At 70.0% G+C, this 12,828-nt stretch carries 13 protein-coding genes; 6 read left to right on the top strand and 7 right to left on the bottom strand.

Going from position 1 to position 12,828, the window contains the following annotated elements; genetic code table 11:
• The first annotated feature begins 99 nt into the window (after positions 1-99).
• From glcE to QRN67_RS10035, 3 genes are all read left to right on the top strand, one after another.
• On the top strand, positions 100-1,212 hold the full coding sequence (gene glcE / locus QRN67_RS10045) for a glycolate oxidase subunit GlcE (RefSeq protein WP_285411641.1): 1,113 nt from the start codon (positions 100-102) through the stop codon (positions 1,210-1,212).
• A 17-nt stretch (positions 1,213-1,229) separates the two neighbouring features.
• Complete coding sequence (gene glcF / locus QRN67_RS10040; RefSeq protein ID WP_285411640.1) at positions 1,230-2,462, top strand: glycolate oxidase subunit GlcF; 1,233 nt, start codon at positions 1,230-1,232, stop codon at positions 2,460-2,462.
• An 89-nt stretch (positions 2,463-2,551) separates the two neighbouring features.
• Positions 2,552-2,998, top strand: coding sequence for a carboxypeptidase-like regulatory domain-containing protein (locus QRN67_RS10035; protein ID WP_106936116.1), 447 nt, complete (start codon positions 2,552-2,554; stop codon positions 2,996-2,998).
• A gap of 15 nt (positions 2,999-3,013) precedes the next feature.
• Here the strand turns inward: QRN67_RS10035 and QRN67_RS10030 are convergent, their stop codons facing one another.
• From QRN67_RS10030 to lplT, 3 genes are all read right to left on the bottom strand, one after another.
• On the bottom strand, positions 3,014-3,505 hold the full coding sequence (locus tag QRN67_RS10030; protein ID WP_081270047.1) for a glutathione peroxidase: 492 nt from the start codon (positions 3,503-3,505) through the stop codon (positions 3,014-3,016).
• Between the two features lie 12 nt (positions 3,506-3,517).
• Positions 3,518-4,408 (bottom strand): DMT family transporter, encoded by an 891-nt coding sequence (locus tag QRN67_RS10025; RefSeq protein WP_285411639.1) that lies wholly within the window; start codon positions 4,406-4,408, stop codon positions 3,518-3,520.
• 112 nt (positions 4,409-4,520) lie between these two features.
• Positions 4,521-5,825, bottom strand: coding sequence for a lysophospholipid transporter LplT (lplT, locus tag QRN67_RS10020; protein ID WP_081270045.1), 1,305 nt, complete (start codon positions 5,823-5,825; stop codon positions 4,521-4,523).
• A 178-nt stretch (positions 5,826-6,003) separates the two neighbouring features.
• Between lplT and alr the strand changes: the two genes are divergently transcribed.
• Positions 6,004-7,107 (top strand): alanine racemase, encoded by a 1,104-nt coding sequence (gene alr / locus QRN67_RS10015; protein ID WP_106936113.1) that lies wholly within the window; start codon positions 6,004-6,006, stop codon positions 7,105-7,107.
• Complete coding sequence (locus QRN67_RS10010; protein WP_285411638.1) at positions 7,104-7,874, top strand: hypothetical protein; 771 nt, start codon at positions 7,104-7,106, stop codon at positions 7,872-7,874. The genes alr and QRN67_RS10010 overlap by 4 nt, the downstream gene beginning before the upstream one ends.
• Here QRN67_RS10010 and QRN67_RS10005 read toward each other — a convergent pair.
• A complete protein-coding gene (locus QRN67_RS10005) occupies positions 7,828-8,775 on the bottom strand; it encodes a LysR family transcriptional regulator (protein WP_285411637.1) in 948 nt (315 codons plus the stop codon). The two genes, QRN67_RS10010 and QRN67_RS10005, sit on opposite strands and share 47 nt — an antisense overlap.
• 94 nt (positions 8,776-8,869) lie before the next feature.
• On the opposite strand from QRN67_RS10005, the gene QRN67_RS10000 reads away from it, so the two are divergent.
• A complete protein-coding gene (locus QRN67_RS10000) occupies positions 8,870-9,784 on the top strand; it encodes a DMT family transporter (protein WP_285411636.1) in 915 nt (304 codons plus the stop codon).
• 1 nt (position 9,785) lies between these two features.
• Here the strand turns inward: QRN67_RS10000 and QRN67_RS09995 are convergent, their stop codons facing one another.
• The 3 genes from QRN67_RS09995 to QRN67_RS09985 form a co-directional block, all read right to left on the bottom strand.
• Positions 9,786-10,799, bottom strand: a complete 1,014-nt coding sequence (locus QRN67_RS09995; protein ID WP_285411635.1) for a MerR family transcriptional regulator — start codon at positions 10,797-10,799, stop codon at positions 9,786-9,788.
• Between the two features lie 93 nt (positions 10,800-10,892).
• Positions 10,893-11,882 (bottom strand): 2-dehydropantoate 2-reductase, encoded by a 990-nt coding sequence (locus QRN67_RS09990; RefSeq protein ID WP_285411634.1) that lies wholly within the window; start codon positions 11,880-11,882, stop codon positions 10,893-10,895.
• Positions 11,883-11,900: 18 nt separating this feature from the next.
• Positions 11,901-12,692 (bottom strand): class II aldolase/adducin family protein, encoded by a 792-nt coding sequence (locus tag QRN67_RS09985; protein ID WP_081270039.1) that lies wholly within the window; start codon positions 12,690-12,692, stop codon positions 11,901-11,903.
• Positions 12,693-12,828 lie beyond the last annotated feature (136 nt).

The following is a 12,828-nucleotide window of genomic DNA, read 5'->3' as shown; positions in this document are numbered from 1 at the left end:
AAATAAAGGAGGAGCCGAAGGCGGGGGACATTCGCGGAGGGGAGTACCCGGTGGCCTGTGCACTCGCCCCGAACAACAACATCAAAGACAAAAAGCCCGATGAGCATCGACACCGCCCTCAACCAGATAGTCGAGCGCATCCGTGCCGCCGCGACACAAGCCACGCCCCTGTCCATTCGCGGCGGTGGAACGAAGGACTTCTACGGCGAAACGCCGCAAGGCGAGGTGCTCGACACGCGCTCGCTCACCGGCATCACCAGCTACGAACCGAGCGAGCTGGTCGTCACCGTGCGGGCCGGAACGCCGCTTGCCGAACTCGAAGCGGCACTTGCCGACAAAGGCCAGTGCCTGCCTTTCGAACCGCCGCGCTTCGGCAACGACGCAACCGTCGGCGGCATGGTCGCGGCGGGGCTCAGCGGGCCTGCGCGAGCCAGCGTCGGGGCAGTGCGCGACTACGTGCTCGGCGCCACGCTCGTCAACGGACGCGGCGAGGTGCTGAGCTTCGGCGGCCAGGTGATGAAGAACGTCGCGGGCTATGACGTGTCGCGCGTGCTCGCGGGCTCGCTCGGCACGCTGGGCGTGATCGCGGAGGTGAGCCTCAAGGTGCTGCCGGTCCCGCCGGCCGAAGCCACGCTCGAATTCGCCTGCGGCCAGGCCGATGCGCTGCGGCTGCTCAACGAATGGGGCGGCCGGCCGCTGCCGCTGAATGCGAGCTGCTGGTTCGAATACGCCGGCGCGGGCGCGCTGTACCTGCGGCTGCGCGGCGCCGTCGCCGCCGTGGAGGCCGCATGCGCGCATCTGGGCGGCGAGCGCAAGGACGACCTGCGCGCGGCCGCCGACTGGCAGTCGCTGCGCGACCAGCAGCTGCCGTGGTTCTCCGCCGACGAAGGCGGCGATGCGCTATGGCGCCTCAGCGTGCCGCAGACCGCGCCCGTGCTGGCGCTCGACGGCGCCGCCGCGCCGCTCATCGAATGGCACGGCGGCCAGCGCTGGTACAAGGCGCCGCCCGGGCAGGCCGCGCGCATCCGCGAGATCGCACGCGCGGCGGGCGGCCATGCCACGCTGTTCCGCCTGCCCGCCGCTGCCGTGCAAAGCCACGAGCCGCGTTTCGACAGCGTGAGCGCGCCCATCGAACGCATCCAGCGCGCGCTGATGCGCGAGTTCGATCCGCACGGCCTCTTCCATCGCGGCCGCCTGCTCGCGTCCTCCTGAGCACGACAAGAACAACCATGCAAACCGAACTCGCCCCCGAATTCCGTGGCACCGACGAGGGCCGCGAGGCCGAAGCCATCCTGCGCAAATGCGTGCACTGCGGCTTCTGCACCGCCACCTGCCCGACCTACCAGCTGCTCGGCGACGAGCTCGACGGACCGCGCGGGCGCATCTACCTCATCAAGCAGGTGCTCGAAGGCAAGGCGCCGACGCGCAGCACGCAGCTGCACCTCGACCGCTGCCTCACCTGCCGCAACTGCGAGAGCACCTGCCCGAGCGGCGTGCAGTACGGCCACCTCGTCGACATCGGCCGCAGGATCGTCGACGAGAAAGTGCCGCGCCCCGCGGGCGAATCGGCGAAGCGCTGGTTGTTGAAGGAAGGCCTGCCGTCGCCGCTCTTCGGCCCCGCGATGAAGCTCGGCCAGGCGGTGCGCGGCGTGCTGCCCGAGGCCCTGAAGGCCAAGGTGCCCGCGAAGCAGGAAGCCGGTGCCTGGCCCACCGCCACGCATGCGCGCAAGGTGCTGATGCTCGCGGGCTGCGTGCAGCCGTCGATGATGCCGAACATCAACAGCGCCACCGCGCGCGTGCTCGACGCGGCCGGCATCCAGGCGCTGATTGCGCCCGAGGCCGGCTGCTGCGGCGCGGTGAAGTTCCACCTGAACGACCAGGACGGCGGCAAGGCGCAGATGCGCGCCAACATCGACGCCTGGTGGCCCTTCGTGGAGCGCAACGAGGTCGAGGCTATCGTCATGAACGCATCGGGCTGCGGCGTCACCGTGCGCGAGTACGGCCACATCCTCCAGCACGACACGGCCTACGCGCTGAAGGCCGCGCGCATCAGCGAACTCACGCGCGACCTGAGCGAGCTGCTGCCCGACCTCGTGCCCGCGCTCAAGGCCCGCGTGAAGGCGCCTGCGGGCGTGGTGGCCTATCACCCGCCCTGCACGTTGCAGCACGGCCAGAAGCTGCGCGGCGGCGTCGAGACGCAGCTGCGCGCGCTGGGCTTCGACATGCGCGTGGCCATGAACGAATCGCACCTGTGCTGCGGCTCGGCCGGCACTTACTCGGTGCTGCAGCCCGAGCTGGCCTACCCGCTGCGCGACCGCAAGCTCGGGCACCTGAAGCAGCTGCAGCCGAGCGTCATCGCCTCGGCCAACATCGGCTGCATCACGCACCTGCAAAGCGGCAGCGGCGACACGCCGGTACGGCACTGGATCGAGCTGCTGGACGCCGCGCTGGACGCGGCCTGATCGCACAGCAGGGGAGGGCGCGGTCCGACTCGCGCGAAAGCGCGTGGCGGCGCATCATGGCGGCACCGAATTCGCAAGGAGCCAGTGCCATGTCCCATGTTTCCGCCCCCCTCGTTTCTTCTTCCAGGCTGCTGCGGCGCGCGCTGCTCGCGGGCATCTGCGCAGCCGGCGCCGTGGCGGCGCAGGCACAGGGCGCCATGCCGGCGTGGCAGGGCGCCGGCTCGGCACGCTATGTGTGCGGCGGCATCGGCTCGGACGAATCGCAGGCGATGCGCGCGGCCATGAAGGAGCATCCGCTGGCGCTGCTGTTCGCGCGTGCCGACGGCGCCTACCTGGCGAATGTGGACGTCACGATCAAGGGCGGCGACGCCAGCAACGCCGCGGCGTTGGCATTCCGCGCCAACGGCCCGGTCTGCCTGGTCGACGTGCCCGCCGGGCGTTATGTCATCGATGCGTCCACGGCCGGTGGCGCCGCGAAGTCCCAGACGGTGACGGTGGGCAGCGGCGGCTCCAAGACCGCCGATTTCCGCTTCTGACGGCTTGCGGCCGGGTCAGCCCGCCGCCGCCAATGCCGCTTCCACGTCGCGCGTGAGCGAAGCCGGCGTGTCCAGCGGCGCATAGCGCTTGAGCACGGTGCCGTCGCGCCCGACCAGGAACTTCGTAAAGTTCCACTTGATGGCCGTGCTGCCCAGCAGGCCGGGCTTTTCCTTGGTGAGCCACTGGTACAGCGGCGCGGCGTTGCTCCCGTTGACGTCGATCTTCTCCATCATCGGGAAGCTCACGCCGTAGTTCCTGGTGCAGAAGGCGCCGATTTCCTCGTTGGTGCCCGGGTCCTGCGAGCCGAACTGGTTCGACGGGAAACCCAGCACCGTGAGCCCCTGGTCCGCGTATTTTTCGTGCAGCGCCTCGAGGCCGGCGAACTGCGGCGTGAAGCCGCATTTGCTGGCCGTGTTCACGATCAGCAGCACCTTGCCCTTGAAGGCGGAGAGCTTCACCGGCTTGCCGTCGATCTGGTTGGCCTCGAAGTCGTAGATGCTGGTCATGCGGGTTTTTCCTCAGGTGGGAGCGGGAGCGCGATCATCGCGCGGCACGGGCGTTCGCGCAAACGCCGACCAGAGGGCGCCCAGCACGATCAGCGCGCCGCCCATCAGGATGCGCGAGTCCAGCGTGGCCGCGCCCAGCGCCACCGACGAGACGCTCGCGAACAGCACTTCCGACAGCATGATCACCGAGGTGGCGCTGGCCGCCAGCCGCGACGCGCCGTATTGCAGGCACACGTTGGCGACGATGAAGCCCGTGCCCAGCAGCGCGGCCCAGCCGAGCCAGCCGGGCGACGCCAGCATCGGCGAATCGATGGCGCCGAAGGCCGTGCCCGCCAGTGCCGCCACGCCCGCCACTGCGGAGCAGCCGCAGAACATGGCGAGCGCGCGCGATTCGCCCGGCGCCGCGCGCAGGCGGCGCAGCACGATGTTGGTCACCGCGAAGCTGAAGCCGGCGCCCACGCCCAGCCAGTCGGGCAGGCTCGACGGCACCGGCCAGTCGGTGCCCGGCGCCTTCAGCACCACCACCACGCCGGTGAGCGCCAGCGCCACCCGCGCCAGCGCGCCGCCGGTGGGCCGCTCGCCCAGCAGCAGCCAGCCCAGCAGCACGCTCCACAGCGGCATCAGGTAGAACAGCAGCACCACGCGCACCACGTCGCCCTGCGTTACCGCCCAGTTGAAGCCCACGTTGGTGAGCCCGGCCGCCAGCCCCAGCATCACCAGCCCCGGAAAAGCCGCGAAGCCCCGCCAGGCGTGGCGCCGCACGAGACCCATCACGACCGCGATGGCCAGGTAGATCAGGCAGGTGGTCCACAGCGGATGCAGCCCATGGCCGGCCATCTGGCGGAACGGAAACCAGGCAACGCCCCAGACGAAGGCATTGAACATCAAGGCGAGGGCGGGCATGACGGCGCGTATTTTTCAGGAACACCGCGGAACCGGCTTTGCCGGGCCGCCGGTGTTGCCCCCGGCGAGGGGGTAGGCGAAGCGACACGAAGTGCGCGCAGCCTGGGGGAGTTCAATGATGCTTGTCGCTGCGGGCGATGGCCAGCAGGTGCTCGACTTCCTCGGGGTACTTCTTCAGGTTGTTCTCGTGCCAGCGCTTGATGATCCACATGCAGCCGGCCACCACGAGGCCGAATGCGCTGATCGCTCCGTAGGCCGACAGGCCCAGGCCGGTGCACACGCTGTAGAAGGCGCCCAGCAGCAGGATGCAGGCCTGCTCGTTGAAGTTCTGCACCGCGATGGAGCGGCCCGCGCCCATCAGGTTGTGGCCGCGGTGCTGCAGCAGCGCGTTCATCGGCACCACCAGGAAGCCGCCGAGGCCGCCCAGCATGATGAGGAACGGCACCGCCAGCCAGACGTTGCCGATGAAGTTCATCGCGATCACCATCAGCCCCATCGCGATGCCCATGGGGATCACGCGGGTGGCCATGTCCAGCCGCATGCGCATCGACGCCACGATGGCGCCCACGGCGGTGCCGATGGTCACCACGCCGGTCAGCGCCGAGGCCTGGGTGGTGTTGTAGTCCAGCGCCAGCGCGGCCCAGGCCAGCACGATGTACTTGAGGTTGCCGCCCGCGCCCCAGAAGAGCGTGGTGGTGGCCAGCGAGATCTGGCCGAGGCGGTCGCGCCAGAGGCGGGCGTTGCAGTGCCAGAAGTCGGGCAGCAGCGCGGCGATGTTGCGCGCCAGGCCGTGCTCGGGGTTGGAGCGCAGCGGGCGCATCTCGACACCGGTGTGCGGAATGCGCGTGTTGAACCACGCGGCCAGTGCGTAGACGAAGATCAGCACCGTGATCGCCGCCTCGGCCGGCGAGTTGATGCCGGTGTCGATGAACGGGAAGTCGAAGGCCAGCAGCTTGCTGGACACCGCATGGCCCACCAGCGCGCCGCCGAGCACGATGCCCAGCAGGATCGAGGCGATGGTCAGGCCCTCGATCCAGCCGTTGGCCTTGACCAGTTGGGACGCCGGCAGCAGCTCGGTCAGGATGCCGTACTTGGCCGGCGAATACGCCGCCGCGCCCAGCCCGACGATGGAGTAGGACAGCAGCGGGTGCGAGCCGAACAGCATCATCAGGCAGCCGAGCACCTTGATCGCATTGCTGATGAACATGACCTTGCCCTTGGGCAAGGCGTCGGCGAAGGCGCCCACCAGCGGGGCGAGCACCACGTAGAAGACCGCGAAGATCGGTACCAGTGCGGCCCGCTGCCATTCGGGTGCGCCCGAAGTCCGCATCAGGTCGACCGCAACAACGAAGAGCGCTTGGTCGGCCAGCGACGAAAAGAACTGGGCCGACATGATCGTGTAGAAACCGCGCTTCATCGATGGGCTGGCTGGCCAGAGGGTCTGCTGGCGGTAGTGAAAAAGTGTCGCGTCCGAGGCGAATGGGCGGTTATAGCACGGGGGTGCGGCGCGCAATTGCGCATCCCCACGGTGTTCGACCCCATTCCCGAAGGTGCTAAAACGTGGTCTGCATTTTCTCCGACTTGCCAGAGCCCCCATGCCGCGCCCCATTCTCGCCACCGTCCACACCGACGCGCTGCGTCACAACCTCGAGCGCGCACGCCGCTCGGCCCTCGAAGCCCGGGTATGGGCCGTCGTCAAGGCCAATGCCTATGGCCATGGCATAGAGCGGGTCTATGAAGGCCTGCGCGGGGCCGACGGCTTCGCGATGCTCGATCTGGCCGAGGCCGAACGCGTGCGCGCGCTCGGCTGGCGCGGCCCGGTGCTGCTGCTCGAAGGCGTGTTCGACGCGCGCGACCTGGAGCTGTGCTCGCGCCTGGACCTGTGGCACGCGGTGCACTGCGACGAGCAGATCGACATGCTCGCCGCCCACAAGACCCTGAAGCCGCAGCGCGTGTTCCTGAAGATGAATTCGGGCATGAACCGCCTGGGCTTCACGCCCGAGCGCTTCGGCTCCGCCTGGACCCGCCTCAATGCGCTGACCCAGGTCGACGAGATTTCGCTCATGACGCACTTCAGCGACGCCGACGGCCCGCGCGGCATCGCCCACCAGCTCGAGGTGTTCGAGCATTTCACGCGCGACCTGCCGGGCGAGCGCTCCATTGCCAACAGCGCGGCCACGCTGCGCCACGCCAGGCTGACGCGCGGCGACTGGGTGCGCCCCGGCATCGTGCTGTACGGCAGCGCCCCCGACTACCCCGAACACGACGCCGCGCACTGGCAGCTGCAGCCGACCATGACGCTGTCGACCCAGCTCATCGGGGTGCAGACGCTGAAGGCCGGAGACACCATCGGCTACGGCTCCAGCTTCACGGCCGAGGGGCCGCTCACCATCGGCGTCGCGGCGGTCGGCTATGCCGACGGCTATCCGCGCCACTGCACCACCGGCACGCCGGTGCTGGTGAACGGCGTGCGCACCCGCATGGTCGGGCGCGTGAGCATGGACATGATCACCGTCGACCTCACGCCGGTGCCCGACGCCGGGTTCGGCAGCGAGGTCACGCTGTGGGGCAACTCGGCGAAGACCGGCGCGGTGCTGCCCATCGACGAGGTCGCGCGGGCCGCCGGCACCGTCGGCTACGAGCTCATGTGCGCCGTGGCCCAGCGCGTGCCCTTCGCCGCCGCCACCGAAGGCGAATGAAGGTTCTTTCCAACTGGCGCTCCGTGCGCCTTTGGGAAACGCAGGTCGAACGCGACCTGCACCGCAACTACAGCCTGCGCACGCACGGCATCCTGATCGGCAGCTTCACGCTGCTGCTCATGTGGTGCGTGTCGGCGCTGCAGATGCACCTGCTGCACGTCGATTCGCTGGCGGTGCGCTACTTCCTCACGCTGGGCGTGGGGTACCTCGGCTACCTGCTGGTGCTGCGCTGGTGGGCCAAGCGGCTGGTCGAGGGGCGGGCGCTGGATGTCGACCTCGATGCGCCCGATGTCGAGTTCGGCGGCGGACGCGGCGGCGGCAGCAGTTCGCACGGCCACGTGAACCTGGGGGACGGAGGAGGAGGAGGAGGTGTTGGTGGCGGTGACGGCGGCCTTTCCGACATGGCCGGCGGCGCGCTCGAAGTCGCTGGCAGTGCCGACGAGGGCGCGATCATCGTCGTGCCGATCGTCGCGGTCTTCCTGATCTGCGTGGCCGTGGTGCTCGGCGCGGGGTCGCTGGTGCTGCTGTACTTCAGCTGGGACGCGCTGCTGGCGGTGGCGATCGAGATCGCGTTCTCCTACGTGTCGGCGCGCGCCGCGGTGCGCGTGGCGCGCGAGGGCTGGCTCATGGCCGCCGTGCGGCTGACGTGGAAGCCGCTGCTGGGCGCGGTGATCTGCGCGGTCGCGCTCGGCGCGCTGCTCGACCGCTTCATGCCGCAGGTCAACTCGCTGCCCGAGGCCGTTCGCGTCCTGACGAAGACGCACTGAGCGCGCCCAGCAGGTGCTCGATCAGCACCCGGCACTTGGGCGCCATGAAGCGGTCGGGCGGGTGCAGGATGTAGGCGTGCCCGCGATAGTTGCCCTGGAACTCCCAATCGGCCAGCACCCGCACCACGCGGCCGTCGTCCAGTGCCGGCCGGGCGATGAACGCCGGCAGGCAGGCCACGCCCAGCCCCGCGAGCGCGCCGTCGAGCCGCACCTCGCTGTGGTTCGACACATAGCGCCCGCGCACCACCACCTCGGCCTCTTCGTCGCCCTGCCTGAAGCGCCAGTGGTTGTCGCGTTCGTGCTCGCCCAGCGACAGGCAGCTGTGCGCCGGCAGATCGAGCGAGTGCGCGATGGCGCCATGCCGCGCCAGATAGGCCGGCGCCGCGCACAGGATGTGCTCGACCGCCATCAGCCGGCGTGCCACCAGCCCCTCGGGCGGCTCGGTGGTCAGCCGTACCACCAGGTCCACGCCCTCGCGGATCGGGTCGACGTCGCGGTCGGCCACCACGAGCTGCACGTCGACCTCGGGGTAGCGCCCGAGAAAGTCGAGGATGTGCGGATGCAGCACGCGCCGCGCGAAGGCCTTCGGCGCGCTGATGCGCACCAGCCCGCTCGGCGTCTTCGAAAAGCGCTGCGCGATGTCCATCGTGCCCTGCGCCGCCAGCACCAGTTCTCGGCAGCGCGCGAAGGCCTCGGCGCCGGGCTCGGTCAGCCTCAGCTGGCGCGTGGTGCGCTGCAGCAGCTGCACGCCGATCTCCTTTTCCAGACGCTTCACCTGCCGGCTCGCGGCCGAGGGCGTCATGCCCAGCAGATCGGCTGCCGCGGAGAAGCTGCCCAGCTCGGCGACCCGCAGGAAGGTCACCATCTCGGGCAGCACTTTGAGAAATGAATTCGTTCCCACGACGCAATAGTCCTGTTCCGGCCGATGGCTGTGCGGCCCGGTTGATGCCCGGAACAATTCCCCCTGGGTTGTTCATCGACGGCGGGCCGACAGTATGGATTCAAAGACGCGGGCGGGCTTCGGAGCGGGCATCGGCTCGGCCGAAATCATGCTGCTTCTCGTGGCGGCCGTTTGGGGCGGCAGCTACGCGGTGGCCAAGCAGGCGACGCAGCAGTTGCCGGTGCTGGAGTTCATCGCGCTGCGCTTCGGGCTGACCTTTGTGGTGCTGCTGCCGGCGCTCGGGCCGCTGTTCGGGGCGCAATGGCGCCAGGGCCTGGCGGTGGGCGGGCTGCTCGGCGTCAACCTGCTGGCGATCTTCGTGTGCGAGACCTTCGGCGTGTCGCTGACCAGCGCGAGCAACGCGGCCTTTCTCGTCAGCCTGTGCGTGGCGATCACGCCCTTCGTCGAATGGTGGCTGCTGGGCCGGCGGCCGGCGCGGCGCGTGTTCTGGGCGGCGGGGCTGTCGGCGCTCGGCGCGGCGATGCTGTCGGCTACTTCGCCCGCCGACCTGTCGCTCGGTTGGGGCGACGGGCTCATGGTGGCCGCGGCCTTCCTGCGCGCGCTGATGGTGTGCCTGACGCGCCGGCTGGCCGGCCGCCACGCGCTGCCGGCGCTGACGCTGACGGCGGTGCAGGCCGGCGTGATGGCGCTCGGCGCGACGGCGATCGCGCTGGTCGCCTCGCCGGCCAACGGCGCGTGGCACATGCCGCCGGCCACCGCGGCGTTCTGGTGGGGCATGGCGTACCTGGTGCTGCTGTGCACCGTGTTCGCATTCTTCGCGCAGAACCATGCGGCCTCGCGCTCCAGCCCGAGCCGGGTGTCGCTGCTGATGGGCAGCGAGCCGGTGTTCGGTGCGCTGATCGCGGTGCACGGGTTCGGCGAGCGCATCGGGCCATGGGGATGGGCCGGTGGCTTGCTGATCGTGGCGGCGGCATGGTGGGTGACGCTGCCCCAACCCGATCGCCGTTGATTCAGGCCGCTTCTCTTCTCGGCCGCCAGGCGATGACGCCTTCCGTGCGCGCCCGCACTTCCGGCGTGGCGAGGCAACTGGCGACGGCTTCGTAGCCGGCGGCGCCAGGGTACGGCGCGACGAGCGTCGGCGGGCTGTGGTTGGCGGGGCAGAGGATGATCGATTCGTCGTCGCCCACCGCGGCCAGGTCGAGGATCACGCAGGAGCGCGTGAGCATGAAGAGCGGCCTGCCGCCTGGGCCGCGCCGGCGCAGGTGCGCGATGAGCGCCTGCTGGGTCGCAGGGTCCAGCCCCTGTTCCACCAGGTCGACCACCAGCGCCGAGGGCCCTTCTGCCGCCAGCCCGGCCAGCAGGGCGGCCAGCGCGCCGGAGGCCGTGGCGCCGTCCTCCACCAGCCACGCCAGGGCTTCGGCGACAGCCGGTGCGAGGGCCGCGCCGGGGCTCGCCGTCCGGTCCAGCCCGAGGAACGCGGCGCCCGGAATGGTCTCGGCCAGGCGCATCGCCAGCCGTGTCTTGCCGCTGCCCAGCGGGCCGACGATGTAGTTCAGCGACCGTATGCCGCGCAGCTCGAAGCGTTCGCCGCCCCAGGGCCACGGCAGGTCGAAGGCGATGCAAAGCCCCTCGGCCGGCTTCAGCAGGCGCGCCAGCTCGCCGGCTGCAGGCGCCCGGCCGCGCGCGAGGCCGGCGCGCAGGCCGCGCACTTTCTCCATGGTGTCGCCGAGCTGGCGAACGCGCCCCTCGAGCATCGCCTGGTGCGCCGCCAGCGCCGGCTCCAGCCCCGCGGCGTCGCCTTGCAGCACGCGCGCCACCTGCGCGAGGCTCAGGCCGAGCTTGCGCAGCGCGGCGATCTCCGCGCCCCGGGCCATTTCGCCGGGTCCGTAGGAGCGCCAGCCGGCCTCGGTGCGGGCCGGCGTCAACAGCCCGCGCTGCTCGTACAGGCGCAGCGCCTTGGCGGAAACACCGAGCCGCCGGGCGGCCTCGGCAGGGTTCAGGAATCGGGCGGCTGGAGAATTCACGAGATCACCTCTTGGCTTGGAACGGACAGCGCCTTTATCAAGGCGGCCGCAGGGGCCGGGTCAAGCGATCTTGCGACGGGGGCCCGGATCGGCTCAGTACAGGCCGAGCTGCCGCGTCCTCAGGCGCGCCAGCCCCAGCAGCGCGTCGGTGAACGGCGTCGCCACGCCGGTCAGTTCACCCAGCTCGCGAACCACGGTCACCAGCGCGTCCAGTTCCACCGAGCGGCCGGCTTCCACGTCCTGCAGCATCGACGTCTTGAACGCGCCGAGCTTCATGGTGACGGCGTGCCGGTCTTCCGGGCTCTGCGTGATCTCGATGCCGATGCGGCGGCCGATTTCCTTGGCCTCCAGCATCACCGCCGAGATGAAGCCGCGCACGTAGTCGTCGCCCATGATGAGGTCGGTGGTGCAGCCCGTCAGCGCGCTGATCGGGTTCACCGTCATGTTGCCCCACAGCTTGAACCACACGTCCTTCTGGATCTGCGGCGACAGCGTGGTGTCGATGCCCGCGGCGTTGAGCAGCTCGACCAGCTTCCGCACGCGCGGCGTGACCTCGCCCGAAGGCTCGCCCACGATCAACCCGTTGCCGAAGTGGTGCCGCACCACGCCCGGCCCGTCGAGCGAGCAGCTCGCGTGCACCACGCAGCCGATCACGTTGCGCGACGGAATGGCCTTGGCGATGGCGCCTTCGGGGTCGACCGCCGCGAGCCGGTGGCCGGTGATCTCGCCGCCGAAGCCGCCTTCCAGGAACCACCACGGCACGCCGTTCATCGCCACCAGCACGATGGTGTCGGCGCCGATCAGCGGCCCGATGCGCTCGGCCACGCCGGCCAGTGCTGGCGCCTTCACGGCGATGACCACCAGGTCCTGCACGCCGAGTTCGGCCGGGTCGGCCACCGCGTTGACGGGCACGCGCGTGCGCACCTCTCCACCCGTGCCGCCGCGCATCAGCGACAGGCCGTTCCGCCGCAGCGCCTCGAGCGTGTCGCCGCGCGCCACCACGTTCAGCCGCTGGCCCGCCTGCGCCAGGCCGGCGCCGATCCATCCGCCGATGGCACCGGCGCCGTAGATGCAAATCTTCATGGGAAAGCTCGCCTCAGTTCAGTTGCGGTACGAAGGGTCGATGCGGTCCACCTGGCGCACAAGCGCATTGAACACATCCTGCCCGGCGCCGTGCTCGGGGCTGAACTGCAGCGCGTCGCGCGTGCAGCGCTGCGCGATCTCCTCGCTCACCGGAATGGCCGCGCCCATCGAGAAGGTGGCCATCTGGATCTCGCAGGCGCGCTGCAGCGTCCACAAAATCGCGAAGGTCTGCGGCAGCGTCTGCCCCCAGGCCAGCAGGCCGTGGTTGCGCAGGATCACCGCGTTGCGGTCGCCGATGCTCCTGAGCAGGCGCGGGCCTTCGTCGGCATGGATGGTGATGCCCTCGAAGTCGTGGTACGCCACCATGCCGTGCAGCTGGGCGGTATAGAAATTGGTCTGCTGCAGCCCGCCCTGCAGGCAGGCCACGGCCACGCCGGCGGTGGTGTGCGTGTGCATCACGCAGTGCGCGCCGGGCAGGCCGTCGTGGATGGCCGCGTGCACCGTGAAGCCGGCCGGGTTCACCGGGTAAGACGAACCGTCGAGCACCCTGCCCCGCAGGTCGATCTTCACCAGGTTGCTGGCCGTGACCTCGCTGTAGTGCAGGCCGAAGGGGTTGATGAGGAACTGCTTCTCGCCGCCCGTCACGCTGTCGGGCAGCCGCACCGTGATGTGGTTGTAGATCATCTCGACCCAGCCCAGCATCGCGAACACGCGGTAGCAGGCCGCGAGCTCCTCGCGCGCGGCGCGCTCGTCGGGGTGGATCGAGGGATGGACCAGCGCCGAGGCGGCCGGGGTGGCGAGAGTGTTCATGGCAGTTCCTTTTAAATGGCTTGCTCGTTGTGCTTTCCGAGGCTTTCGCGGGGAACACCGCGGAACCGGCTTTGCCGGGCCGCTGGTGTTGCCCCTTGAGGGGGATTCGGCTACACGAAGTGAGCAAGAAACGGGG

The organism is Variovorax sp. efr-133-TYG-130 (assembly GCF_030208835.1).
Taxonomy (GTDB): Bacteria; Pseudomonadota; Gammaproteobacteria; order Burkholderiales; family Burkholderiaceae_C; genus Variovorax.
Note: the sequence above shows the minus strand (reverse complement) of the source record. Positions and strands in the feature narration are given on the sequence as shown.